A 25393-nucleotide genomic window follows, 5' to 3' on the forward strand; every position below is an offset into this window, starting at 1 on the left:
TCCGGGCTCCGTCTTCATTCCGGGCCCGTTACAAGGATTACAGGGCGGCCTGCATTATTACGCGGCTTTACCGCCCACGAGGCCTGCGCCCGCAGCAAGGCGCACGGCGCGGCACGGCGGATGCCGCGAAGCCTCGCGCCCTGGAACATTTGGCCCAACATTGTTGCAGTTTGGTAACGCAAGGCGAAACGCGCCCCGCTACATTGAAGCCATGCAATCTTTCTTCCACCGAAGGGGGCTTAAATGAAAGCGAAACTGTTTGCCGCCTTGGGCGCCGGGGCACTGATTCTCGCCGCATCGCAATCCGCGATGGCGGGTGTGGCCATCGGCCTGAACCTCGGCGTGCCCGCGCCGGTTTACGTCGCACCGGCTCCGGTCTATGCCGCGCCGCCGCCGGCGTACTACGCACCGCCGCCGGTCGTTGCCTATCAGCCGGTTGCCGTAGCTGTGCCGTCGGTCTATATCGGCTGGCATGGCGACCGCTACTGGGACGGTCATGCCTGGTGGGGCCGCCGCGACTGGTACGCCCATCACCGCTACTACTGACCGCATCCTGCCAGCCGGTCAGTTGACGTAGAGCCGAACGCCTCGCAGTTCATTCTGCGAGGCGTTTGGTTTTTGTTGCCGGCGCAACGTCATGCGCGTTTGACCGTCACGCCATGACGTGCGCGCCGCCGTCGACATAGACAGTGTTGCCGCTCATGCGGCGCGCGTAGCGCGTGGCGAGGTACGCGGTGGCGTAGCCCACGTCCATGATGTCGACGAGTTCGCCCAGCGGCGCGCGATCGACCGCCTCGGCCAGCATACGGTCGAAGTCGGGCAGACCCGAGGCCGCACGCGTCTTCAGCGGCCCCGGCGAGATGGCATGTACGCGAATGCCGAGCGGCCCGAGCTCGTAGGCCAGATACCGGCACGACGCTTCGAGCGCGGCCTTCACCGGCCCCATGAGACTGTAGTTCGGCACGACGCGATTGGCGCCGTCGTAGCTCATCGCGAAGAGCGTGCCGCCGCGCGGCATCAGCGGCGCCGCACGCTTCGCCATGCGGATGAACGAGTGGCACGACACATCCATCGCATAGGCAAAGCCCTGCGCCGACGAGTCGAGCAGGCCGCCCTGCAGGTCGTCCTTCGGCGCATGGGCGATGGAGTGCAGCACGATGTCGAGCGCGCCCCAGGTCTCGCGGATAGCCTCGAAAGCGGCCTCCATCTGTGCGTCGTCCTCGACGTTGAGCGGCAGGAAGAGCTTCGCGTCGAGCTCGTTCGCGAGCGGCTCGACGTAAGGCTTCGCCTTGTCGTTCAGGTAGGTGATCGCGAGCTCCGCGCCGAGTTCGGCGAATGCGCGCGCGCAGCCATAAGCGATCGATTCGGCGTTCGCGATGCCCGTGACGAGCGCGCGCATGCCGGCCAGCGGCCGGTCGGGAGGAGTCTGCATGGCTTGCCTCGCTGCTGGATTCATTCGCCTGCGGGACGCGTGGCGCGGCGGCGCGAAGCCGGCGTGCCCGCGCCATGCGCCGGCGACGCGGCAGCGGCCGGGCGCGCCCGCCGCGGCGTCTTGGCTGCAGCCGGCGTCTTGGCGGCCACAGTTGCCTTGGCTTTCGCCGGTACCGGCGCGCGCTTCGCTTTCGCGGGCACCACCGGCGGGGCCTCGGGCACCTCGTCGGCAGTCGCCGCGACACGCTTCGACGCCTTCGCAGCGGCACGCTTCGGCGCGGCTTGCACCGCCGGCTCGTCGACACCCGCCGCCGTCGCCGTCGCGTCCGCCGCGCTCACGGCACCCGCAGCACCCCCAGCACCCGATAGCGCGCCCTCCTCCGGCGAGCCGGATGCCGCTCCGCCCGAGGCCGGCCCTTCCGGCGGCGGCAAACTGCTCTTCTCGCTGCCGGGTTCGAGGCCCAGCGCCTTCTGCACTTCCCGGAAGCGCTCGCGCCGCTCGCCTTCGAGCGGCCCCGACACCGTCGCGATGCGGTACACGGCCGCGAGCAGCGCACGGCGCGTGGGCATGTCGGGAACGATTTCGGTCAGTGCCTCGATGGCGGCCTGCGGGTCGAGCGCCACGATCGCGCCCTGGCGCCGCGCGGCTTCCTTCAGTTCGGCGATGCTGGGCTGACGATCGCCCAGATACTCGCGCGCCATCTCGCGCATGCGCTGGAACGGGCGATATTGCACGGTGTGCATTTCGTCGACGAGATACGCCATGATGCGCATGAACGCATCCACGAGCGTGCCCTTGCGCAGGTTCGCGCGCGCCGCGCGCAGCCGCAGTTTCGCGAGCTCCTTGCGCAGTTCCATGAGGGGCGGCCCGATCGGTTCGAGCGGCTGGCCCGGCGCCACGCCCACGAGCGCCTGCACCCACGGCGCCGTATAGACGTTGTAGAACGTGTTCTCGACCCACGCGTCGCGCGCGTCGCGGTAGAGATCCCAGGCGGACTCGATGCTCGCCGACATCTGCTGTTCGAGCTGCGTGAAGGGATTATCGGGCGCGACGGGCTTGCGGTGCTTGCGCACCGACTCGGCGAGCACCGGCAGCGCGGCGAGCGCCGGGTTCGCGTCGCTCAGCACGCTGCGCTCCACGCGCGACGGATGCGACTCGCGCAGCACATGCGCCGTGAGCGCGTTGCTCGACGCGCGCACGATCGGCGAAACCAGCAGGTCGTAGAGCCGCTGATTGTTCTCGGCAAAGCGGCGCACCACTTCGAAGGGCTGCTCGTCCGCGCGGCCGTCGTCGAGCGCGAGGATGTCGTCGATCGTGCGCCGCTCGAAGCGGATTTCGTAGCGCCCTTCGAGCGATTCGAGGCGGCCCGCCTCCGGCGTCGTGTCGGTGATCTTCGCTTCGTAGAGGCCGGGCGGCAGCACGTCGATGAGGTCGAGCGCCGAAAACAGTTCGGTGTGCTCCTTATTCGCCACGCTCGCCGAAACGAAGATGCCGAGATGCCCCACCTTGTCGTGCAGGCAGTAGACGATCACCTGCTCGTTGGCGATGACTTCGTCCACGCTCGCGTAGAGGTCGGGGATCCAGTTCAGCGCCTGCTGCGGCGGCGTGATGTTGTCGCCCCACGAGGCGAGCACGATGATCGGCGTGCGGATGTTGCGCAGGTCCACCGGCGAGCGCGCGTTCTTCGCGTACACCTCGTTGCGCGTGAGTTGATTGCCGACGAAGAGGTGCTGCACGATCCAGTCGATCTCGGCGCGGTTGAGCTGGAAGTGTCCGCCCCACCAGCGCTCGAATTCGAGGAAGCGCTCGCGTTCCGTATCGACCCGCGAATAGAGGTTGTAGAGCTTGCCCCAGAACGTGTTCGCAGGATTGAGATTCTCGAAGTTCTGCACGAGATGGGCGCCGTCGAAGTGGCCGTCGCCCAGATCGGCGGCGAGCGACGACATCCACGAACCGCCGAGCATGCCGCCCGAATAGCGCATGGGGTTCTTGCCCTTCACGCCGGCCCAGTACGAAAGCGGCGAGCCCGCCAGCATGAGCGGGCCGACCAGTTCCGGCGCGCTCGCCGCGAGCAGCGCCGCGGCCCAGCCGCCCTGGCAGTTGCCGATGATGAACGGCAGGCCGTCCGCCTCGGGATGCAGTTGGCGCACCTTGCGGATGAAGACGGCTTCCGCCTGCCCGACCGACTGGATCGTCTGCGTGGGGCACGGCACCGGGAAGAAGGTCACGAAGTAGCAGGGATGCCCCTTGCGCAGCGCGATGCCCACCTCGCTGTCCATCTTGAAGCCCGCGATGCCGGGGCCGTGGCCCGCGCGCGGATCGATGACGACGAAGGGCCGCATGCGCGCATCGGTCGGCGCGCCTTCCTCGGGCAGGATGCGCAGCAGTGCGTAATTGCAGGGGTCGTCCAGCTCGCGCCCGTCCACGACCACTTCGTAGTCGAAACGCAGCACGGGCGGCATGCCCTCCTTCTCGTGCACGTAGGTCTGATTGCCGCGCTCGCGCAGCGCGTCGAAGAACAGCACGCTGCGCTGCCACGCGTCGAACAGATAGTCGTAGAGCGGCTGAACGGCGGCCGGGGCGAACGCAGGCGTAGCGGGGGCAGCGGCGAGAGGCGTGGGGGCGAGAACAGCCACGAGGCGAATCTCCTTGAACGGGGAGCGCGCGGCCGCCCTGCGCGCAGGATGCCCGCAGGGCGCGACCGGTCCGGCGCGGCATGCCCGTGCACGACGCGCGGAGCCCAGATGATGATGTGATGCAGCGCTATGCTGCACTGCAGTATCTCAATGTAGGCAGCGCCTTGTTGAAAGTCAAGGCAAGCAAACAGGGCCGCAGCGCGGCCTACTGGTACATGATCGGCTTGCGGCGTGAACGAAGCGTGACAAGGCCTGGCGCGATGCGTCACGGTGCCGCGGCACACTTTCCCTCCGCCAATTCCTACGCTGCACTACACTGTCTAGCGCGTTGCGCGGCGCAACATGGAGCGCGGTGCAAGCGCCCGGTGCCTGCCGTGGTCAACGCGCGAAATCGACGCGCTGCCCGGCACGCAGGCAGCGATCGAAAGAGGAGATCGTCATGGCTTCCCCGCAAGACAAGTACTCCGCCCTGCTGGAGCGCTGCAGCAGCCTCGCACCGGTGCCCACCGCCGTGGCGCATCCCTGCGATGTGTCGTCGCTCACGGGCGCGCTCGACGCCGCGAGCCTCGGCCTCATCGTGCCGCTCCTCATCGGGCCGGAGGCGAAGATCCGCGCCGTGGCCGACGAAGCAGACCTGTCGCTCGGCAACGCCACGGTCATCGACGCGCCGCACAGCCACGCGGCGGCCGCGCGCGCCGTGCTCGCGGTGCGCGAAGGCGAGGCGGAGCTGCTCATGAAGGGCAGCCTCCACACCGACGAACTGCTGCACGAAGTGGCCTCGGGCACGACGGGCCTGCGCACCGAGCGGCGCCTCTCGCACGTCTTCGCGATGGACGTGCCCTCGTATCACAAGCCGCTCTTCATCACCGACGCGGCCGTCAACATCTTCCCGAAGCTTGCCGACAAGGCCGATATCGTGCGCAACGCGATCGAGCTCGTCCAGTCGCTGGGCATCGAACGGCCCAAGGTAGCGATCCTCGCGGCGGTCGAAACCGTCTCCGACAAAATGCCTTCGACCATCGACGCCGCCGCGCTCTGCAAGATGGCCGACCGCGGCCAGATCGTGGGCGGCGTGCTGGACGGCCCGCTCGCGTTCGACAACGCCATCAGTGCGGAGGCGGCGCGCATCAAGGGCATCGTCTCGCCGGTCGCGGGCGATCCCGACATCCTGCTCGTGCCCGACCTCGAAGCCGGCAACATGCTCGCCAAGCAGCTCACTTTCCTCGCCGGCGCGGAAGCGGCCGGCATCGTCCTCGGCGCGCGCGTGCCGATCATCCTCACGAGCCGCGCCGACACCGTGCGATCGCGCATCGGCAGTTGCGCGATCGCGGTGCTCGTCGCGCACGCGCGGCGCGCGCGCAAAACCACGGAGCTCATGTGAGCACTTCGGTGAATACTTCGCCCGGCGCCCGGGAGGCGCATTCCCACGCAGAAGGCCACGTCGTGCTCGTCGTCAACGCGGGCTCGTCGAGCATCAAGTGCTCGGTGTATCGCGTCATCGACGACCCGCACGTGGAAGGCGGCGCGCGCGCGATCCTTGGCGCGGGCGGACAGATCGAGGGGATCGGCGTCGCGCCGCGCGTGGTCGCGCGCATGGCCGACGGGCGGCTCATCGTGGACGAAAAGTTTCCGGTCGCGCAGGTGGCCGATCACGACGCCGCCTTCCGGCTGCTGCGCCTCGTGCTCGCCGTGGGCCTGCGCGACACGCCGCCTTCCGCGATCGGCCATCGCGTGGTACATGGCGGCGCGCACTATGCCGATGCCGTGCTCATCGACGACCAGGTGATCGCGGACCTCGACGCGCTCACGCCGCTCGCGCCGCTGCATCAACCGCACAACCTGGCGACGATCCGCGCCGTGCGCCAGGCCGCGCCCGATCTCGTGCAGGTGGCCTGCTTCGACACGGCGTTTCACGCGACCAACGGCGTCATGGCGCAACTCTTCGCGCTGCCCTACAGCTACTTCAAGGACGGCATCCGCCGCTACGGCTTTCACGGCCTCTCGTACGAATACATCGCCCGGCACCTGCACGTGGTGGCGCCCGACATCGCGCGCGGGCGCGTGGTCGCCGCGCATCTGGGCAACGGCGCGAGCCTGTGCGCGATGAAGGACGGAAAAAGCGTGGAAACGACCATGGGGCTCACCGCGCTCGACGGGTTGCCCATGGGCACGCGCTGCGGCGCGCTCGACGCGGGCGCGGTGCTATGGATGATGGCGCGCGGCATGGATCACGACGCCATCGAGAAGCTGCTTTATCACGAGTCGGGCCTCAAGGGCCTCTCGGGCGTGAGCAGCGACATGCGCGAGTTGCTTGCGAACGGCAGCGACCAGGCAAAGCTCGCAATCGACTTCTACACGTATCGCATCGCTCAGGAAGTGGGCAAGCTCGCCGTGGGGCTGGGCGGGCTGGACGGGCTCGTGTTCACGGGCGGCATCGGCGAGCATGCCGCGCCGATCCGTGCTCAGGTGTGCGAACGGCTCAAGCCGCTCTTCGGCACCGATCTCGACGTCGACGCGAATACTGCCAACAAGGAGCGGATCGGCGCGCGCGAGAGCCGCGTGCCCGTTTTCGCGGTGCCCACCGACGAAGAAGGCATGATTGCACTGCACACGGCGCGCCTTCTGCGCGAGGCAAAGCGGGTCTAGTCCGCGCCCCCCAAGCGCCCCCGGCGCGCCGGCAAGGCGCTACCAGGCAAACGCCAGCTCGCCGGCCTCCACCGTTTCGTCGCGCAGACGCCGCGGCGCCTCGCAATGCACGAGCGTGTCGATGAAGTGCTTCGCCCGCGGCCACGGCCCGAATCCCGCCGCCGTGTTGATATGCCCGGCGTCTCCGAGATTGACGAAGGCGCTGCCCAGATGCTGCGCGAGTTCGCGCGCCCCGGCGAGGGTCATCCAGGGATCGGTTTCGCTGCCGATCAGGATCGACGGCACCAGTAGCCGCTTCGCCTCGAACGGTCCCGCGAAACGGAACTTCGCGGGACTGGCAGGCGCGACGAACAACACGCCCACCACGTCGGCGCCAGCCATGCCCTGCTGCAACGCATGCGCGGCGGCGAGGCAGCCGAAGCTGTGCGCCGCGAGCACGAACGGCCCGCGCTCGCGCGCCAGCAAGGCGCCGAGCGCCGCGCTCCAGACCACGAGGTCGGGCGCTTCCCAGTCGGCTTGCTCCGCGCGCAATGCCCGCGGGAACTGGCGTTCGAGCCAGGTCTGCCAGTGCGCGCCGTCGCTGCCATGCAGCCCCGGCACGGTGACGAGTCTGGGCGGCCAACGGGGATGAGCGCTCGAAAGCATGATTTTTTCCTCGCAACGACCAAGCGTGAACGGATTGTGACCCTCGCTCCGCGCTCGCCGAACCAATTTTTTTTGCTTAGCTTTGCAGCGCGCCCGGCTTAAAGCCGCGCGCCGGGGGCCGCCGCGTGGATGTGCGGCGGGCCCCGGCGCGAAAACGTAGAATGTCACGACAACCCCAACCAGCGAGACACGCCGCGCGATGAAGATCCTGTTCTGGCTGCCGCAAGCCGATGCGTCCACCTGGCTGCACGGCCTCGCCCGCGCGCTGCCCGGCGCCGAGCTGCGCGAATGGCAACCCGGCGATACCGCCGCCGCCGACTACGCGGTCGTCTGGCACCCGCCGCGCGAACTGCTCGCCGCGCGCCGCGGTCTGCGCGCGATCTTCAACCTGGGGGCGGGCGTCGATGCGATTCTCGCGCTCGAGCGCGAACAGCCGGGCACGCTGCCGCCCGACGCACAGCTCGTGCGCCTCGAAGACTCGGGCATGGCGCAGCAAATGAGCGAGTACGTGCAGCATGCCGTGCTGCGCTATCTGCGGCGCTTCGACGACTATGCGCTCGCCCAGGCGCGCCATGAGTGGCACGTGCTCGCGCCGCATCCGCGTGAAACCTTCACCGTGGGCGTGCTCGGGCTCGGCGTGCTAGGCGCCCAGGTTGCACGCGCGGTCGCCTCGCTCGGCGTGCCGGTGCGCGGTTTCTCGCGCAGTGCGAAGCATCTCGACGGCATCGAAACGTATTCGGGCCCGCTGCGCGGCGAGCAGTTCGACGCCTTTCTCGACGGCGTGAAGCTGCTCGTGAACCTGCTGCCCGCCACCCCGGACACGGAGAGCATTCTCGACGCCAGCGTGTTCGCGAAACTCGAACGCGGTGCCTATGTGGTGAATGTGGCACGCGGCTCGCATCTCGTCGAACAGGATCTGCTCGACGCGCTCGCCAACGGCACGCTCGCGGCGGCCACGCTCGACGTGTTCCGCAACGAACCCCTCGCGCCCGACCATCTTTTCTGGCGCGAGCCGCGCATCACGATCACGCCGCACAGTTCGGCGCTGACGCTGCGCGAGGAAGCCATCTCGCAGGTCGCCGACAAGATCGAGGCGCTTGCGCGCGGCGAGACCGTGAGCGGCGTCGTGCATATCGAGCGCGGCTATTGAGCCCGCGGAGTCCGCGCCTCGCCGGCCGATCAATGAAACTCAGGAGACACCCATGACCCTACCCGCAGCAGTAAAGATCGTCGAAGTCGGACCGCGTGACGGTCTGCAGAACGAAAAAGAGTTCGTTCCCACCGCCACCAAGATCGAGCTGATCAACCGCCTTTCGGCCGCCGGCTTCGCAAACATCGAAGCGGCCTCGTTCGTCTCGCCTAAATGGGTGCCGCAAATGGCCGATGGCGCCGAAGTCATGGCCGACATCGCGCGCCGCCCCGGCACGATCTACTCGGTGCTCACGCCGAACCTGCGCGGCTTCGAAGGCGCGCTTGCGGCGCGCGCGGACGAGATCGTGATTTTCGGCGCCGCGAGCGAAGCGTTCTCGCAGAAGAACATCAACTGCTCGATCGCGGAAAGCGTCGAGCGTTTCGTTCCGGTGGCCGAGGCGGCGAAGCAGCACGGCATCCGCATTCGCGGCAGCCTGTCGTGTTCGCTCGGCTGCCCGTATCAGGGCGAGGTGCCGGTGGCCTCCGTCGTGGACGTGGTCGAGCGCTTCGCCGCGCTCGGCTGCGACGAGATCGACATTGCCGACACGATCGGCGTCGGCACGCCGAAGCGCACGCGCGAGGTATTCGAAGCCGTAACGAAGGTGTTTCCGCGCGAGCGCCTCTCAGGCCACTTCCACGACACCTACGGCCAGGCGCTCGCGAACATCTACGCCGCGCTGCAGGAAGGCATTGCGATCTTCCATGCCTCGGTGGCGGGGCTTGGAGGCTGCCCCTACGCGAAAGGCGCGACCGGCAACGTCGCGACGGAGGACGTGCTGTATCTGATGAACGGCCTCGGCATCCGCACCGGCGTCGACCTGAACCAGGTCGTCGCCGCCGGCGACTTCATCTCGACCGCGATTGGACGCAACAATGTCTCGCGCGCGGGCAAGGCGCTGCTCGCGAAGCAGCGCAGCGAAGCCGCTTGCGCGTGACGGCCCCAAGACAGCTCCACCCTATGCATTGCAGTACGAAGGAAAGAACCCCATGACGACGGAAACGCTATCCTCCTCCCACGACCATCTGGACGCGCTGCCCGACTCGGCGCGGCGCGTCGCGCTGCTGCTGCGCGAACGCGGCCATATGAAGCCCGTCGTGATGCTGCCCGAGACCGGCAAGACCTCGGCCGAGGCGGCGGCGGGGCTCGGCTGCGAAGTCGCGCAGATCGCCAAGTCGATCCTGTTTCGCCGACGCGAAGACGACGCGCCGGTGCTCGTGATCGCAAGCGGCGCGAATCGTGTGGACGAGAAGAAGGTGGCCGCGCACGTGGGCGAGATTGGCCGCGCCGACGCGAAGTTCGTGCGCGAGATGACCGGTTACGCGATTGGTGGCGTTTGCCCGATCGGCCATGCCACGACGCCCGTCACGCTCATCGACGCCGACCTGTTCGAACTCGAAAGCCTGTGGGCCGCGGCGGGCCATCCGCATGCGGTATTCAACCTGTCGCCGCAGGAACTGGCCACGCTGACCGGCGCCCCCGTGGTGGACGTCGCATTGCGCGACGCCTGAACATGACGGCGCCCGCTTCCCCGTTGGCTACGCCCGGCACCGCCTCGCCGTGCATCGGCATCTGCCGCATGAGCGAGGCGACGGGCCTGTGCGACGGGTGCCTGCGCACGATCGACGAGATCGCGGCATGGTCGATACTTGACGACGAAGCGAAGCGCGCGGTCTGGCGTGCCATCGAAGCACGCCACGCGCGGTGGATGGCGCTGCGCAACGACGAAGCGCCAACCGTCGCCGGCCGTGGGGACTCGCCATGAACGCGCCGCCCCGCGTCGTGAAGATCGGCGAAACCTGCCGCTCGACGCTCGCGCTCTCGCCCGAATCGGTGAAGTCGTTCGCAACGCTCGCGAACGATCTGAACCCGCTGCATCACGACGAAGCCTACGCGGCGCAAAGCCGCTTCGGCGGCCTGATTGCGTCCGGCACGCAGCCCGCTGCGCATTTCATGGCGCTGCTCGCCACGCATTTCTCCACCTATGCACAACCGCTCGGCCTCGAATTCGACATCAAGCTCAAGCGCGCCACCTACGCGCACGACGTGCTCACGTTCGAATGGCGCGTGGAGGACGCGTGGTGGAAACCCAGCCTCGACGGCGATCTCGTGAAACTCTCCGGCACCGCCATCAATCAGGATGGCGAAATAGTCGTCCTCGGGCACGCAACGATACTCGTCATGCCGAAATCATGAGTCCCCCCGTTCAACTGCCGCAGTCGATCCGCGTATTCGAACGCGGCTGGCTCTCGTCGAACAACGTGTTGCTGGCGGACGAGGCGCGTGCGGCGCTCGTCGATACCGGCTATGCCACGCATGCCGCGCAGACGGTTGCCCTCGTGCGGCATGCGCTGGGTGCGCGCCCGCTCGATCTGATCGTGAACACGCATCTGCATTCCGATCACTGCGGCGGCAATGCGCAACTACAGGCCGCATGGCCATGCGAAACGCGAATTCCCGAGTGCAGCGCAGCGACCGTGCGCGACTGGGACGAAGCGCGCCTCACGTTCCGCGCGACAGGGCAGACCTGCGAGCGCTTCGGCTTCACCGGCACGCTTTCGCCCGGCGAGCGGCTCGTGCTGGGTGGCTTCGAGTGGGAGGTGATCGGCGCGCCGGGGCACGATCCCGACTCGGTGATGCTCTATGCCGCCGCCCCGCGCCTGTTGATCAGCGCGGACGCGCTCTGGGAGCATGGCTTCGGCGTGATCTTTCCCGAGCTGGACGGCGAAAGCGGCTTCGCCGAGCAGCAGGCCGTGCTGGAAGCGATCGCGAAACTCGATGTCGCGACGGTGATTCCCGGGCACGGCGCGCCCTTTGCGAACGTCGAAGCGGCGCTCGAACGGGCCTTCTCGCGGCTCGCCTGGCTGCGTGCCGATCCCGCGCGCAATGCCCGCAACGCGCTCAAGGTGCTGATGGTGTTCAAGCTGCTTGAAGTGCGCTCGATGACGTTTGCAACGCTCGAAGCGATGCTGGGGAGCGCCGCTGCCATGCGTGCGGCGGCGCGGCAGCTTGTGCCGCAGAGTGCGTGGCCCGCGCTGCTGCGTGAACTGGCGGGCGAGCTGGCGAAGAACGGCGCGCTCATCATCGACGGCGAGCAACTCCTCGCGCCCGCCGCAGCGGCCTGAGACCGACCCAAAAAAAACGCTCGTCCAATTCTGGACGAGCGTGAGTATCGCGCTCTGACGTGATCAAATCCGTCGAGGCATCATACTCGCGCCCCTCTGCGCGAAGCATCGGTGATTTCCCTAAAAATTCTCGCGCAAAACGCAGCATTCGCCCCGCGAATTAATTCGTCATCCAAATTAAATCCCCATCAAGCCGATCGGACTCCGCGGCGTTGCGGCACGATCCGCCAACCCAGGTTAACCCCTGCCGCCGCCAGCAGGATCAGCGCCGCGCCCGCCACCTGAATCCAGGCAAGACGCTGCCCGAAGGCGAGACAGTCCACGAGTATCGCGATCACCGGGTAGATGAACGAGAGCGCGCCGGTCATGGCGGTGGGCAGCTTCTGGATGGCGCCGTAGAGCAGCACGTACATGATGCCGGTGTGCACGACGCCCAGCGTGGCGATCTGTGCCCAGTGCAGCGGCGTGGTCGGCAGCGTGCCGTAGCGGATGAACGGCGCGAGCGCGAGTGCGCCGAAGGCGACCTGCACGAGCGCGATCAGATGCGGCGGCGTGCCTTTGAGGTAACGCGTGATGATCGACGAGACGGCGTAGAGAAAAGCGGCACCGACCGCACACGCCACGCCCTGCAGATATTGGCCCGGTACGGCCAGCACGGCGGGCTGCACCTCGACCACGCACACGAGCCCGACGAATGCGATGGCGAGCCATGCCACGGTGGACGCCGTGACGCGCTCGCGCAGCAGCAGTGCGCCGAGTCCGACCAGCATGAACGGCTGCGTGTTGTAGACGGCGGTAGCCATCGAAATCGACGCACGCGAATAGGCGGCGAAGAGCAGCACCCAGTTCGCGACGATGGCGGCGCCGCCCAGCACGGCGAGCAGCAGCATGCGCGGCGTGAAGAGCGAGCGGCGCAACAAGCCGAGCGCGGCGCAGACCAGGGCGAGCGTTGCGCCGCCCAGCACGCAGCGCAGGAATGCGACGTTGATCGGGGCTTGCCGCGAACTGACGACGAGCCAGCCGATGGTGCCGGACATGAGCATCGCGACGACCATCTCGGCGGCGCCGCGGCGGATTTCGGGGTTAGCCATGGAAGAGCGTCCTGTTCAAGGGCCAGGCGGTGTGCGACGACCGCGAACAACCCGTCATGCGAACCAGTTTACTGGGTGCAGGACGCGAATTACATGGTTAAACTAAGGTCAACATAGAGATTCACCTTCCAATCGAAGGATCATCCTGCGCGAGGCCTTTGAATCATGACCCAACGCCCGAATGCGCCGGTCCAGCCGGCAAACCTGGACGACATCGACCGTGCCCTGCTCGCGGCGCTGGCCGAAGACGGCCGCGCGGCCGTGAGCGAGCTCGCGCGCACGGTCGGCCTCTCGGCGCCAAGCACGTCGGAGCGGCTGCGGCGCCTGGAGGCACAGGGCGTGATTGGCGGCTATACGGTGCGGATCGATCCACGCACGCTCGGCTACACGCTGCAGGCCATCGTGCGCGTCAAGCCGCTGCCGGGTCAGCTCCACCTCGTCGAAGAAGTGATCCGGCGCATTCCCGAGTTCGTCGAATGCGACAAGGTCACCGGCGACGACTGCTTCGTCGCGCGCCTCTATCTGCACTCGATCGAGCAGCTCGACGAGATTCTCGCCAAGGTCACCGAGCGTGCGGAGACGAGCACGGCCATCATCAAGTCGACACCCGTGGCGCGGCGCCTGCCGCCGCTCGGCTAGCGGTGATAAGCGCGGCGCGTCACCAACTCAGGTGCGCACGCAACCATTCGAAGAGCCAGGAACACAGATAGAGGCCGAACCCGATCGCGCCGCCCAGCACCGTGCCGTTGATGCGGATCCGCTGCAGGTCCTTGCCGATCTTCTGCTCGATCAGCGCCGACATGTTCTGCGCGTCCCAGTTCTTCACCGTGTCGCTGATGTGGCGCGTGAGAAACGCGGCGAAGTCCGGCGCCATCGCGTGCGCCGACTCTTCGAGATGCTCGTTGAGCGCGGCGCGCAGCTTCGGGTCGTCCGCCAGCGCCTTGCCGATCCAGCCGCCCGCCGCCGCCACCCTCCTGTGCAGCAGCGAATCGGGCTGCTCCAGATCGTGCCGCAGCCACGCACGCAGGTCGTCCCACAGGGTGCGGGCGTAGTCGTCGAATGCCGTGTTGTCGCGCAGGCTGGCCTTCAACTCCTCGCCTTTCGCCAGAAACGCGGGATCGGTCTTCAGTCGCTCGATCAGCTTCTGCACGATCTCGTCGAACTTCCGCCGCAGTTGATGCTCGCTGTCTTCGCTGATCTGCAGCAGCAGCCGCTCGACGGCGTTCGTCAGCACGCGCGCGCCGCTGTCGCCTATCCACGCGGTGGGCAGGACCTTCTCCGTGATCGGATACTGGCCCTTCAAGCCCTCGACGATGCGCGCCGCGACGAAGGTGCGCGTCTCTTCCACGCGCAGCAGCACGACGAATTGATCGATCAGCTTGTCGAGCAGTTCCTGATGGCGGCCGTCCCTGGTCAGCGTGTCGAGCGCCGCGCCCATCGACTTCGAGAGATCGATGCTGTCGAGCGCCGCGTGCAGCCCGTTGCCGATCAGGGCCTGGATGCGCGGATCGTCGACCAGTTCGAGCAGGCCCGCCGTGAGCCGCACCACGTAATCGCCAAGGCGCTGCGCGTTGCGTTCGTCGGTCAGCCAGCCGGCCACCCGCTGCGCCGGATCGTGCCGGCGGATCAGCGCCACGAGCGAATCGACGTCGAGAAAGCGGTCCTTTACGAAGTGCGCGAGTTCGTCGGCAATGCGATCCTTGTTGTGCGGAATGACCCCCGTGTGGGTCGAAACGAACGGCACCGGCAGCGGCCGGAACAGCGCGGCGACCGCGAACCAGTCGGCCAGCGCGCCGACCATCGCGGCCTCGCTGCAGGCCTTGAATGCGCCGACGGCAAAGGCGCTCCCGAAGCCCGGGGGCCAGCAGGCCGTCACGACGAAAACGCAAGCAGCCGCGGCCAGCAACAGCAGCGGCCGGCGCTTGGCGCGCTGGAGTTCGATATCGTCGGCGGGGAGGTGGGACGAAGGGGACGGCATGGGGAAAGGCGGCGGCAAAGACCGCGTCATTATGCGGTCAACGCGTGCGCCGCGCTCCCTCGGGGCGCGCGGCGCCCCCCAAGCCGACGCTCAGGGCCCGCTGGCCTCGAAGAATGCCAGCATCTCCTTCACGAGCGCCGCGCTCGCTTCCTCGGGAATGTAGTGGCCACTCGCAAGCGAGCGCCCACTCACATCGCGCGCGACCTTGCGCCATTCGGCCAGCGGGTCGAAGCAGCGGCCGACCACGCCCTGCTCGCCCCACAGCACACGCAGCGGAGAACCCACCTTATGGCCGCGCTCGATGTCGGCGCGATCGTGTTCGAGGTCGATCGTCGCGGAAGCCCGGTAGTCCTCGCACATCGCATGCACCGCGCCGGGCTGGCGCAGCGCGGTGCGATACGCCTCGAGCGCCTCGGGCGCGAACGGCGCAAGGCCCGCGTGACGGTTGCCCATCACGCGCTCGATGTAGAGGTCGGTGTTCGCGCCCACCAGCGCCTCGGGCAGCGGCGCCGGCTGGATCAGGAAGAACCAGTGAAAATACGCCGTCGCGAAGGCCCGGTCGGTTTGCTCGTACATTGCGAGCGTCGGCGCGATATCGAGCAGCATCAGGCGTTCGACAGCCTCCTGATGATCGAGCGCCATGCGGTGCGCCACGCGCGCGCCGCGGTCGTGCGCGCAGACCAGAAAGCGTTCATGGCCGAAGTGGCGCATCACCTCCACCTGGTCGGCGGCCATCGCGCGTTTCGAATAGGTGGCGTGCGCCGGATCTCCCTCCGGTTTCGACGAAGCGCCATAGCCGCGCAAGTCGGTTGCGATCACGGTGAAGTGCGTTGCCAGCTCGTCCACGCAGCGATGCCAGATCATGTGCGTCTGCGGATGGCCGTGCAGCAGCAGCAGCGGCGGCCCCTTGCCGCCCTTCACTCCATAGATGTCGATCCCGCTCGCCGTGCGAACGGTGAATGGCGTGAATCCGTCGAAGGGCATGTCGAGTCTCTTGTCGTTGTTGGTCTCCCCCCATTGTAGGAGCGCATGGGCGCGGCTCCTCGCGTTTTCGGCGAGGAAAGGTAGAAACCGAACACTTGCTCGAAAGTCGCACGCCGTGCCTGCAGCGGGCTCGCGCCTATAATCGAACGACCGTTTCAAAACCGGCGCCCCGGCGGTTTCGCCGCCCGCGCATCCTCGCAGCGGTACGATCCGGTTCACCCGATCCGGGCCGCTCACCCACGCCGGCTGGATCAGAGTAAGGAGACCTTCGCCATGGCATTGCCCGCCGTCCTGCAAAACCTCTCGCTGCCCGTCGTCGGCTCGCCGATGTTCATCGTCAGCTATCCCGAGCTCGTGCTCGCGCAGTGCAAGGCCGGTATCGTCGGCTCGTTTCCCGCGCTCAATGCGCGCCCCGCCGAGCAGCTCGACGTCTGGCTCACGCAGATCCAGACCGAGCTCGCCGCTTACCGGGCGGCCAACCCGGACGCGACGATCGGCCCGATCGCCGTGAACCAGATCGTGCATCAGTCGAATGCGCGGCTCGAGCACGACGTGCGCGTCTGCGTCGAACACAAGGTGCCCATCTTCATCACGAGCCTGCGGGCGCCGGCGCGCGAGATCATCGACGCCGTGCACAGCTACGGCGGCATCGTGCTGCACGACGTCATCAATCTGCGCCATGCGGCGAAGGCGCTCGAAGCGGGCGTGGACGGCCTGATTCTCGTGGCCGCGGGCGCGGGCGGCCACGCGGGCACGACCTCCCCGTTCGCGCTGGTGGGCGAAGTGCGCAAGATGTTCGACGGCCCCATCGTGCTCTCGGGCGCGATCGCGAACGGCGGTTCGATCCTCGCCGCCCAGGCCATGGGCGCCGACCTCGCCTACATGGGCACACGCTTCATCGCGACGCGGGAAGCGCATGCCGTGGACGCCTACAAGCAGGCGATCCTTAATGCAAAGTCCGCCGACATCATCTACACGAACCTCTTCACGGGCGTGCACGGCAACTACATTCGCGAAAGCATCGCCAACGCGGGGCTCGACCCGGACGCGCTGCCCGAATCGGACAAGTCGGCGATGAACTTCGGCGGCGACAAGGCGAAGGCCTGGAAGGACATCTGGGGCGCGGGCCAGGGCGTGGGGCTGATGGACGACGTGCCTCCCGTAGCGGAGCTCGTCGCGCGGCTCAAGCAGGAGTACGACGAAACGAAGGCGCGGCTCGGCGTGGGGCGCTGAAGCGGCCACGGAGTGGTGAAAGCGGTGGCGAACGCATTGGCGCGTTGCCGGCTACGAGGCCGCCGCTGCGCGTATCGCCTCGACGCCGGGCCACAGCGCACGGTCCGCAAAGCGCTGCGCAAGAAAGTCGACGAACGAACGCACCTTCGCGGAAAGATGCCGCCGGCTTGCATACACGGCGTAGATCGGCAGCTCGCGCAACGGCAGCGCATCGACGAGCAGCGGCACGAGACGGCCCTCGGCGATATCGTCGCCGATCACCTCGGTGCCGAGCATCGACAGCCCGCCGCCCTGCAGCACGACCACGCGCAGGGCCTCAAGGTGATTGACGATGAGATTGCCGGCCGGCTTCGGCCGCACGCCGCCTTCGGCGAACGGCGCGAGCTCCTGCGCCGAGGCCCCCGCGTAATGCACGAAGTTGTGGCGCGCCAGGTCGGCGACCGTCTTCGGCACGCCGTGGCGGCGCAGATAGCCGGGTGACGCGCACAGCACGATATGCGCGGTGGCCAGCGGCCGCGCGATCAGCGACGACGACTTGAGCCCCGAGGGCGAGGCGCGGATCGCCACGTCGAAGCCCTCGTCGATCAGCTCGACGACCCGGTCGGACAGCGTGATATCGACGGTGACCTGCGGGTAGCCGGCCGCATAGTCGGCCACCGCGCCCATCACGTGGCGCAGCCCGAACGCGGTGAGCGACGACACGCGCAGCCGCCCCTGCGGAACCACGCTCGCGGCGCCCACGGCCTGGCCGGCTTCGTCGAGTTCGGTGAGCGCCTGCGCGAGACGCTCGTAGTATTCGCGGCCCGCCTCGGTGGGTGCGACGCGGCGCGTGGTGCGGTTCAGGAGCCGCGCGCCGAGCTGCTGCTCCAGATGCGCGACGTGCTTGCTTGCCATCGCCGCCGACATGTTCATGCGTTCGGCCGCGGCGACGAAGCTGCCCGCCTCCACCACCTGGCGGAACACGTTCATGCTGACGAGGGTATCCATCGCGCGCGCCCCTAGGGGTCAATGAAGATCGGCATCGGAAAGCAGGAGGAATCAATCGCCGCCATTGTGCGCGTTTTATCAATTCCCGGTATGCAAATCCGCCCGCGTTTTGCTCGCCCAAAAAGCAAAGCCCCGCGCTGCGAGCAGCGCGGGGCGCAGGCGTGAAGCCGCAGCCGCGGCTTAGAACTTCGCGCGGATACCGGCGCCGTAGGTCATGCCCGACGACATGTTGTCGAAGTGGTCGTACATATAGGCCGCGTAGACGTCGGTGCGCTTCGAGAGCGGGTAGTCGTAGCCGATGGCCGCCGTCTGGCGCGTCTGGTCGAGGCCGCCGCCGTCGCGCGAGTACGCGTACGACGCCATGATCGTGCCCGCGCCCGCCGGCACCGTGACACCGCCCTGCGCCGTGTTCACGTGCCAGCTGCCCAGTTGCTCCCAGTTCGACGTGTACATGTACTGACCGTAGAACTTCACGTACTTCAGGTCGTACGTAAGACCGAGCTGCCCGACGCCCTGACTCTTCAGGCCCGTGGTCAGGAGCGTGCCGCTCGCGTTGATCGGGATGCTGTCGATGTCGCCCGGCGTGTCGTTGAAATTCACGTACTGGTAGACGGCCGTTGCCGCGAACGGGCCGTGGAAGTACAGAGCCTGCACGCTCCACTTCTTCGCGCCGTTCTCGCCGGCCTGGTCGCCGAGCGCGTACATCACCGAACCCGTGAAGCCGTTGATGTCAGGCGTCGAGTACTGGACCGCGTTGTTCCAGCCCGAATCGCCAATCACGCCCTGGTCGGTCGTGTAGGTCGGGAACGTCGAAAGGCCGAGGTACGTGTGATACACCATCGGCGAGAAGGTGTACGAATCGACGAAGGGGTTGAACAGGATCGTCGAAACGAAGAGCTGCGTCGTCAGGCGGCCGGCCGTGAACGTACCGTACGGCGACTCGAGGCCGACGTACGCATTGCGGGCGAAGAACGTGTCGCCCGTGAAGCGGCCGTCCTGGCCGTTCTGCGCGCGGAAGAAGCTTTCCAGCGCGAAGACCGCCTTGTAGCCGCCGCCCAGATCCTCATCGCCCTTGAAGCCGAAGTACGAGGTCGACATGCCGCCGCCGCCGACGTTCGCCGCCGCGTTGTCCCCCGGAAATTTCGTCACGCCGGCCCATTCGTCGATCTGACCGTAGAGCTGGACGCTCGACTGCGCAAACGCCGACGACGATGCGGCGGCAAGAACGGCGGCGAGCGCGCTCGCCTTCAAGGTGGTGCGCAGCGCGCGGCTAACGGCTGTATTCATGGGTTCTCCTGTCTTTGTCAAAAAAGGTGTGACTGGCGGCTGTGGCGCTCGCGCAAACCGTTTGTTTTTCGTCGTTCGCAGGCGGTGCCGTTCTTGGGCGGGACCATCTTCGCGGACCAATACCGCGGTCAAAAATAACTGGCGTTATTGCCGGTATATCGGTCCGATTAGTTTGCGGGTTTCAAAAGCTGATCCGGGGTCGCCGGAGTGCGCTTACGCCGCGCCGCAACATGCTTCGATCCGGCTGGAGAGCCGCATCGACAGGGCCTTTAGCGAAATTGGGGGTCTCGAATGACGCGCCGCCATATCGAAGGCGGGATTGGATGACGGACGCGTCATGTCTGACGAGAGATTTTTAAAAAAGTGTGGTATCCACGCGTCAGACAGATCCCACCCGGGGACCGGCAATCGTGTGAAGAACATCAGAAGCCCGAAATAGTCCGGGCGAACGGAAGGAAAAAGACGGAAGGAGAAAAGCGATCGGCGCCAGGCGACGCCGATGAGAAGAAGAAAACGGGACGCCGGTTGCGACTAGTTACGATAGGGCGACGGCATAGGCGGATGCGGCACCTCGCCGGCGTTGCGCGGGAACGGCCGGAAGGCGCCACGCTCTTCGTTGTAGCGTGCGACGTCTTCGCGAATCGAGCCGGTGCGCACCGGCGAATCGGCGGGCGGATGCGGAACCTCGCGCGCCTGCGCGCTGACCTGCGTGATCGGGCCGCCGCGATAGCCGCCGCCATAGCTGTTGCCATACGCACCGCCGCCAGCATTGTCGCCCGGTTCACGACCCGCGCCGCCACCGCCGCCGCCGTGCCAGCCGCCCTGGTCGGCAACGCGCGTCGGAACGGCGCCATAACCGCCGCGGCCGCCGCCCGCGCCCCTGTAAACCGGACCGCCGGCCTCGCGGCGCGCGGGTGAAGCCGCCGCTACGTTGCGCTGGCCCCAGCCGCTGCGTGCGGCCCCGGACATCGGGCGCATCATGGGCGCGCGCTGAAAACCGCCGCCGCCATGCGGCGCGTACCCGGGTTGTGCATGGGCGAGCGCGACAAGCACCGATAAACCGGCGCCCAGAACCCACTGTCCCATTCGTGACAACCCTACATGCATTATGTCGATCTTCCGCCCGACGTTCGCGCCATGACCCGCCATTCGGGCCATGACGAGCCAATCCCGGCGCCCGCGCCTGCGCAGGGCGTAACGATTGCCACCACGGCGGACCCGAGCGTCCTTTGACGGTAATTTATGGGTGCCTCGAATGGGTGTCGAGCCAAAAAGTGTTAGGCCGCCTGAAGGGTTGTAACACCGTGTTACTGCTGGGTTTTTCGGCTTCCGAGGGCCGTCCGGCGGGCATCTGGAACCAGGTTTGCTCCGGGTTCACTTCGGGCGCGTTAGATGCTTGTACAACGAATGCCGGACGCTGCCCGAACCGTCGGTTTCGGTTCCGGATCGCTCCGGCAGTCTCCGTATTGAGCAGAGCATCTCATGCGCATTGCTCATTAATCGATTCTTCAAATGAATTTGCTTTTTCAATCGGCTTGCGAGGACAATAGGCACTCCGATCAAACGGCGCGCCCCGTCCAGAACCGTGCGCCGCACTGCGCGAAAGCGCTCCCGAGATTGTCAGATGGCCCGTCCGAAATTTCTGCCCGATAACTTCACGCTGTGCCTCGTCAGCACCGTGATTCTCGCGAGCCTGCTGCCGGTGCACGGCCAGGCCGCCACCGCCTTCAACTGGCTCACCAATTTCGCCGTGGGCCTGCTGTTCTTCCTGCACGGCGCGAAGCTCTCGCGCGAAGCGATCGTCGCCGGCGCGACCCACTGGCGCCTGCACCTGCTCGTGCTGGCCAGCACCTTCATCCTTTTTCCCGTGCTGGGCCTCGTGCTCAAGCCCGTGCTTTCGCCGCTCGTCACGCCGGCCCTCTACGCGGGCGTGCTGTTTCTCTGCACGCTGCCCTCCACGGTGCAGTCGTCCATCGCCTTCACGTCGATCGCACGCGGCAACGTGCCCGCCGCCGTGTGCAGCGCGTCGGCGTCCAGCCTGCTCGGCATCTTCATCACGCCCGCGCTCGTGAGCGTCGTGATCTCGAACCAGAACGCGGGTGGCGGCTCGGCCTGGCACACCGTCTGGAACATCGTGCTGCAACTGCTCGTGCCGTTCGTGGCGGGGCAGTTGCTGCGTCCCGTGATCGGCCGCTGGATCGAGCGCAATCGCGGCGTGCTCAAGTTCGTCGATCAGGGGTCGATCCTGCTCGTCGTCTACGGCGCGTTCAGCGAGGCCGTCAACGAAGGGCTCTGGCACCACGTTCCGCTTGCCGCGCTCGGCGGCCTCGTCGTCGTGAATGCCGTGCTGCTCGCCCTCGCCCTGGGCATCACGATGTTCACGAGCAAGAAGCTCGGCTTCTCGCGCGCCGACCAGATCACGATCATCTTCTGCGGCTCGAAGAAGAGCCTCGCCGCGGGGGTGCCGATGGCCAAGGTGATCTTCGCCTCGAATGCCGTGGGCGCGGTCGTGCTGCCGCTCATGCTGTTCCACCAGATCCAGTTGATGGTGTGCGCGGCGCTCGCACAACGCTGGGGCGCGCGCGACCTGAGCCACGAGCGCGATGCGCATGCCGGCGACGAGTCGCGGCCCAACCCGCGCCCGGACCAGCGGAGCCCGGCCCCGGCCCAGCGCCAGGCGGGCGCGCGCCAGTAGCCCCCGTGGCGTCTGCCCGCAAGCCGCCCGCTGCGGCTTGTCACTAAAAATTCACTTAATTCTTCCCGCGCGCTGCCGATAAGGGTGACGTCCCCGCCTGAATACGGCTTTGCCATGTCTGCCAGCGCGTCCTCCCCCACCGCCTTACCCGGCATTGCCGGACTGATCGGCCGGCGCCATCTGCGCGCCGTCTTTCAGCCGATCGTCGATTTCGAGGACGGCGCGATCCTCGGCTACGAAGGTCTGATCCGCGGTCCCGCCGGTTCGCCGCTCGAAACACCGGCGGCCCTCTTTGCCCAGGCGCTCGCGGAAGGCTGCACGACTTCGCTGGAGCACGCCGCCGCGCGCACCTGCATCGAGGCATTCGCGCGGCTCGGCTGCCATGGCAAGCTGTTCCTGAACTTCAGCGCGGCTGCGCTGCGCCAGATCACCGACGCCGGCCGCGAAACGCCCGCGCTCTTCGACGGTCCGGTCGACGCCCGCCGCGTGGTGATCGAGCTCACCGAGCAGAGCGCCATCGACGATCCCGGCGAATTCACCCATATCGTCGACGTGCTGCGCGCCGCCGGCGCCCAGTTCGCGCTCGACGACTACGGCACCGCGAACGCGAGCATGAATCTGTGGGTGCGCCTGCAGCCCGACGTCGTGAAGATCGACCGCTTCTTCATTCACGACATCGCCAGCAGCGCGCTCAAATTCGAAGCCGTGCGCGCGATGCAGCACTTCGCGCAGGCAAGCGGCGCACGGCTCGTGGCCGAGGGCATCGAAAACGAAGCAGACCTGATCGTTCTGCGCGACATGGGCATCGGCAGCGGACAGGGCTTCTTCTTCGGCCGCCCCGACATGACGCCGGCCCGCACGCTCGCGCAGGAAACGCGCGAGGCCCTGCGCGCGGACCACATCGCCGTATTCCCCGAGCACGCCCGCCGTCCGGCCGGAGCCCAGGCGGGCGGCGCGCCCGCGGCGAAGATGATGGTGCACGCGCCCGCGCTGCCGCGCCGCGCCACCAACAACGACGTGCTCGAACTCTTCAACCGCCTGCCCGACCTGCACGCGGTGGCCGTGGTCGAAAACGAGCGGCCGGTCGCGCTGATCAACCGGCGCGCGTTCATGGACCGCTACGCACTGCCCTATCATCGCGAGCTGTTCGGCAAGAAGGCGTGCCTGCAGTTCGCGAACCATTCGCCCGTGCTCATCGAGCAGTCGATGACGGTCGAGCAGATGGCGACGCTCCTCGCGAGCGACGATCAGCGCTACCTCGCCGACGGCTTCGTGATCACCGACAACAGCCGCTACGCGGGCCTCGGCACCGGCGAGAGCCTCGTGCGCGCCGTGACCGAGGTGCGCATCCAGGCCGCGCGCTACGCGAATCCGCTCACCTTCCTGCCCGGCAACATTCCGATCAGCTCGCACATCGAACGCCTGCTCTCGCACGATGCGGGCTTCTATGCGTGTTACGTGGATCTGAACCAGTTCAAGCCGTTCAACGATCAGTACGGCTACTGGCAAGGCGACGAGGTATTGAAGTTTGCGGCCACGGTGCTCGCCGAGGTCTGCGATCCGACGCGCGATTTCCTCGGCCACGTGGGCGGCGACGACTTCCTGATCTTGTTTCAAAGCGAAACCTGGCGCGAACGTGCCGAGCGCGCCGTCGAAGCGTTCAACGAGGGCGCGCTGCGCTATTACGCGCCGGCGGATCGTCTGGCGGGCGGCATTCGCGGCGAGGACCGCCACGGCAACCCGGCCTTCTTCGGCTTCGTGACGATGGCGATCGGCTGCGTGCAGGTTGCGCCGGGCCGCGGCGCGCAGCACAACAGCGAACGGATCGCGTCGCTGGCGGCGCTCGCCAAGCGGCGCGCGAAGCAGGAAGCGTCGGGCCTCGTGGTGATCGACGCCGACAAAACCGCGACACTCCTGCCCGAACACGGCGAGCGCGCCGCGACGGCCGGCTGAACGTCCGGTCCCGCACGCGCGGCCCATGCGCCGCGAGCGACTTCATATCGTCCCCATCAGCAACAGGACAATCAGGACGATCAGGACCACGCCGAGCGTGCCCGTCGGCGCGTAGCCCCACGTGCGGCTATACGGCCAGGCCGGGATGGCCCCGATCAACAGCAGAATCACGACGATAAGCAGGATGGTGCTGAGCATGGCGTGTCTCCCTGGGGTCGAACCGTGTGGAGACGACTCCGCAACCGCCATGCCCATCTGTTTAGTTTTTTTACTAAACATGTAAATTTACGTGTATTCGCCTGCATACGGGTATTTACCGTACGATCCCAACGTTTCAGACGGTGGTTTCCCGGTATTTTTACTATACAATCGCCCCACATCTGACCATACCGGGACAGCCTCCAACGAGCCGCCGCCACCAGGAGCCATGGGGACAACCATCCGCGACGTCGCGCAGGCCGCCAATGTTTCGATCGGCACCGTCTCGCGCGCCCTGAAGAACCAGCCCGGCCTCTCGGAGGCCACGCGCGCGCGCATCGTCGAACTTGCGCGCACGCTGGGCTACGACTGCGGCCAGTTGCGTCCGCGCATTCGCCGCCTCACGTTCCTGCTGCATCGCCAGCACAACAACTTCGCCGCCAGCCCGTTTTTCTCGCACGTCCTGCACGGCGTCGAAGACGCCTGCCGCGAACACGGCATCGTGCCCGCGCTGCTCACCGCCGGCCCCGCCGACGACACCGTCCAGCAACTGCGCCTGCACGCGCCCGATGCGATCGCCGTGGCCGGCTTCGTCGAGCCCGAAATGCTGGCCGCGCTCGTGGCGCTCAGGCGGCCGCTCGTGCTGATCGACCTGTGGGCGCCGGGGCTGCGCTCGGTCAACATCGACAACCTCGCGGGCGCCGCGCTCGCGATGAATCACCTCTTCGAGCTGGGACGCCGGCGCATCGCCTTTATCGGCGGATCGCTCGCGCACTACAGCATCGCGCAGCGCGCGCTCGGCTACCGGCGCGCGTTCTTCGAGGCGGGCCTGCTCTTCGATCCCTCGCTCGAAGTGACGATCGACGCCGGTCTCGATCCCGACTCCGGCGCCGCGCGCGCGATGGAGCGCCTCCTCGACGCCACCCGCAACGCCCCGCCCGACGCCGTGTTCGCCTACAACGACGCCGCCGCGCTCGCGGCCATGCGCATCTGCCAGCAGCGCGGCCTGCGTGTGCCCGCAGACATCGCGATCGTCGGCTTCGACGACATCGCGGGTGCGGCGCATGCGGCGCCGCCGCTCTCCACGATCGCGGTGGACAAGGAAGCGCTCGGACGCCGCGGCGTCGAACTGCTGCTCGAAGAAACGCCTGACGCGAACGAGCTCAGCCTGCCCGTGCAGTTGATCGTGCGCGGCAGCACGACGGGCGCGGCCGGCCCCGGCGCCGCGACGGAACGCGACCGTTCGCGCGCCACCCCCACCCATTCGCGCACTGCCGCCTCCGCGGCGCCTGCGGCCTCTGAAACCCCTACGGC

Annotated in this window: 24 protein-coding genes and 1 pseudogene; 15 read left to right on the forward strand and 10 right to left on the reverse strand. The window is 67.3% G+C overall.

Translation table 11 applies throughout. The features are described from left to right. Window positions 1-243: 243 nt before the first annotated feature. Window positions 244-546, forward strand: coding sequence for a hypothetical protein (locus V8683_RS00225; RefSeq protein WP_411187523.1), 303 nt, complete (start codon window positions 244-246; stop codon window positions 544-546). A gap of 106 nt (window positions 547-652) precedes the next feature. Here V8683_RS00225 and fabI read toward each other — a convergent pair whose 3' ends face one another. Both fabI and V8683_RS00235 read right to left on the reverse strand, forming a co-directional pair. Continuing rightward, entirely contained in the window at window positions 653-1432 is a 780-nt protein-coding gene (gene fabI, locus V8683_RS00230) for an enoyl-ACP reductase FabI (RefSeq protein ID WP_411187525.1), read from the reverse strand. A 20-nt stretch (window positions 1433-1452) separates the two neighbouring features. Then, window positions 1453-4068 carry a DUF3141 domain-containing protein gene (locus V8683_RS00235; protein WP_411187527.1) on the reverse strand — a complete coding sequence of 872 codons (2616 nt, stop codon included), beginning with the start codon at window positions 4066-4068 and terminating at the stop codon, window positions 1453-1455. 439 nt (window positions 4069-4507) lie between these two features. On the opposite strand from V8683_RS00235, the gene V8683_RS00240 reads away from it, so the two are divergent. Together V8683_RS00240 and V8683_RS00245 are read left to right on the forward strand one after the other, a co-directional pair. Further along, window positions 4508-5449: a phosphate acetyltransferase gene (locus tag V8683_RS00240; protein WP_411187529.1), complete on the forward strand. Its 942-nt coding sequence runs from the start codon at window positions 4508-4510 to the stop codon at window positions 5447-5449. An 8-nt stretch (window positions 5450-5457) separates the two neighbouring features. Further along, the gene (locus V8683_RS00245; protein WP_411190456.1) at window positions 5458-6714 is read left to right on the forward strand and encodes an acetate/propionate family kinase; all 1257 of its coding nucleotides are present in this window, start codon (window positions 5458-5460) and stop codon (window positions 6712-6714) included. Window positions 6715-6753: 39 nt separating this feature from the next. Here the strand turns inward: V8683_RS00245 and V8683_RS00250 are convergent, their stop codons facing one another. Next, entirely contained in the window at window positions 6754-7359 is a 606-nt protein-coding gene (locus tag V8683_RS00250; RefSeq protein WP_411187531.1) for an RBBP9/YdeN family alpha/beta hydrolase, read from the reverse strand. Between the two features lie 199 nt (window positions 7360-7558). Here V8683_RS00250 and V8683_RS00255 point away from each other — a divergent pair, with 199 nt between their 5' ends. The 6 genes from V8683_RS00255 to V8683_RS00280 are packed head-to-tail and all read left to right on the forward strand — an operon-like array spanning window position 7559 to window position 11673. Then, complete coding sequence (locus tag V8683_RS00255; RefSeq protein WP_411187532.1) at window positions 7559-8509, forward strand: 2-hydroxyacid dehydrogenase; 951 nt, start codon at window positions 7559-7561, stop codon at window positions 8507-8509. A gap of 52 nt (window positions 8510-8561) precedes the next feature. Further along, window positions 8562-9485, forward strand: coding sequence for a hydroxymethylglutaryl-CoA lyase (locus V8683_RS00260; RefSeq protein WP_411187534.1), 924 nt, complete (start codon window positions 8562-8564; stop codon window positions 9483-9485). Window positions 9486-9537: 52 nt separating this feature from the next. Further along, window positions 9538-10059 (forward strand): YbaK/EbsC family protein, encoded by a 522-nt coding sequence (locus V8683_RS00265; protein ID WP_411187536.1) that lies wholly within the window; start codon window positions 9538-9540, stop codon window positions 10057-10059. Window positions 10060-10061: 2 nt separating this feature from the next. Then, the gene (locus tag V8683_RS00270) at window positions 10062-10313 is read left to right on the forward strand and encodes a DUF1289 domain-containing protein (protein ID WP_411187538.1); all 252 of its coding nucleotides are present in this window, start codon (window positions 10062-10064) and stop codon (window positions 10311-10313) included. Beyond that, the gene (locus V8683_RS00275) at window positions 10310-10744 is read left to right on the forward strand and encodes a MaoC family dehydratase (RefSeq protein ID WP_411187540.1); all 435 of its coding nucleotides are present in this window, start codon (window positions 10310-10312) and stop codon (window positions 10742-10744) included. Before V8683_RS00270 ends, V8683_RS00275 begins: the two co-directional genes overlap by 4 nt. Continuing rightward, on the forward strand, window positions 10741-11673 hold the full coding sequence (locus V8683_RS00280; protein ID WP_411187542.1) for an MBL fold metallo-hydrolase: 933 nt from the start codon (window positions 10741-10743) through the stop codon (window positions 11671-11673). Before V8683_RS00275 ends, V8683_RS00280 begins: the two co-directional genes overlap by 4 nt. Window positions 11674-11861: 188 nt before the next feature. On the opposite strand, the gene V8683_RS00285 is transcribed toward V8683_RS00280, so the two are convergent. Then, window positions 11862-12764 (reverse strand): DMT family transporter, encoded by a 903-nt coding sequence (locus V8683_RS00285; RefSeq protein ID WP_411187544.1) that lies wholly within the window; start codon window positions 12762-12764, stop codon window positions 11862-11864. 165 nt (window positions 12765-12929) lie between these two features. Here V8683_RS00285 and V8683_RS00290 point away from each other — a divergent pair, with 165 nt between their 5' ends. Then, complete coding sequence (locus tag V8683_RS00290) at window positions 12930-13403, forward strand: Lrp/AsnC family transcriptional regulator (RefSeq protein WP_411187546.1); 474 nt, start codon at window positions 12930-12932, stop codon at window positions 13401-13403. Between the two features lie 19 nt (window positions 13404-13422). On the opposite strand, the gene V8683_RS00295 is transcribed toward V8683_RS00290, so the two are convergent. Continuing rightward, a complete protein-coding gene (locus tag V8683_RS00295) occupies window positions 13423-14742 on the reverse strand; it encodes a DUF445 domain-containing protein (RefSeq protein ID WP_411187548.1) in 1320 nt (439 codons plus the stop codon). Between the two features lie 90 nt (window positions 14743-14832). Further along, a complete protein-coding gene (locus tag V8683_RS00300) occupies window positions 14833-15726 on the reverse strand; it encodes an alpha/beta fold hydrolase (RefSeq protein WP_411187550.1) in 894 nt (297 codons plus the stop codon). Between the two features lie 273 nt (window positions 15727-15999). Between V8683_RS00300 and V8683_RS00305 the strand changes: the two genes are divergently transcribed. Then, complete coding sequence (locus V8683_RS00305) at window positions 16000-16959, forward strand: NAD(P)H-dependent flavin oxidoreductase (RefSeq protein ID WP_411187552.1); 960 nt, start codon at window positions 16000-16002, stop codon at window positions 16957-16959. 51 nt (window positions 16960-17010) lie between these two features. Here V8683_RS00305 and V8683_RS00310 read toward each other — a convergent pair whose 3' ends face one another. Then, window positions 17011-17946, reverse strand: a complete 936-nt coding sequence (locus V8683_RS00310; protein WP_411187554.1) for a LysR family transcriptional regulator — start codon at window positions 17944-17946, stop codon at window positions 17011-17013. A gap of 21 nt (window positions 17947-17967) precedes the next feature. On the opposite strand from V8683_RS00310, the gene V8683_RS00315 reads away from it, so the two are divergent. Then, window positions 17968-18111, forward strand: a complete 144-nt coding sequence (locus V8683_RS00315; protein WP_411187556.1) for a hypothetical protein — start codon at window positions 17968-17970, stop codon at window positions 18109-18111. Between the two features lie 15 nt (window positions 18112-18126). Here the strand turns inward: V8683_RS00315 and V8683_RS00320 are convergent, their stop codons facing one another. Continuing rightward, the gene (locus V8683_RS00320) at window positions 18127-19233 is read right to left on the reverse strand and encodes a porin (protein ID WP_411187558.1); all 1107 of its coding nucleotides are present in this window, start codon (window positions 19231-19233) and stop codon (window positions 18127-18129) included. A 531-nt stretch (window positions 19234-19764) separates the two neighbouring features. Then, window positions 19765-20319 carry a hypothetical protein gene (locus V8683_RS00325; RefSeq protein ID WP_411187560.1) on the reverse strand — a complete coding sequence of 185 codons (555 nt, stop codon included), beginning with the start codon at window positions 20317-20319 and terminating at the stop codon, window positions 19765-19767. 538 nt (window positions 20320-20857) lie between these two features. Here V8683_RS00325 and V8683_RS00330 point away from each other — a divergent pair. Together V8683_RS00330 and V8683_RS00335 are read left to right on the forward strand one after the other, a co-directional pair. Continuing rightward, entirely contained in the window at window positions 20858-21928 is a 1071-nt protein-coding gene (locus V8683_RS00330; RefSeq protein WP_411187562.1) for a bile acid:sodium symporter family protein, read from the forward strand. 114 nt (window positions 21929-22042) lie between these two features. Continuing rightward, window positions 22043-23881, forward strand: coding sequence for an EAL domain-containing protein (locus V8683_RS00335; RefSeq protein WP_411187564.1), 1839 nt, complete (start codon window positions 22043-22045; stop codon window positions 23879-23881). 42 nt (window positions 23882-23923) lie between these two features. Here V8683_RS00335 and V8683_RS00340 read toward each other — a convergent pair whose 3' ends face one another. After that, the gene (locus V8683_RS00340; protein WP_411187566.1) at window positions 23924-24079 is read right to left on the reverse strand and encodes a DUF3309 family protein; all 156 of its coding nucleotides are present in this window, start codon (window positions 24077-24079) and stop codon (window positions 23924-23926) included. Between the two features lie 229 nt (window positions 24080-24308). Between V8683_RS00340 and V8683_RS00345 the strand changes: the two are divergent. Beyond that, window positions 24309-25283 (forward strand): annotated as a pseudogene (locus tag V8683_RS00345) (LacI family DNA-binding transcriptional regulator); the annotation flags it as partial. Window positions 25284-25393 lie beyond the last annotated feature (110 nt).

The organism is Paraburkholderia sp. AV2 (assembly GCF_054968425.1).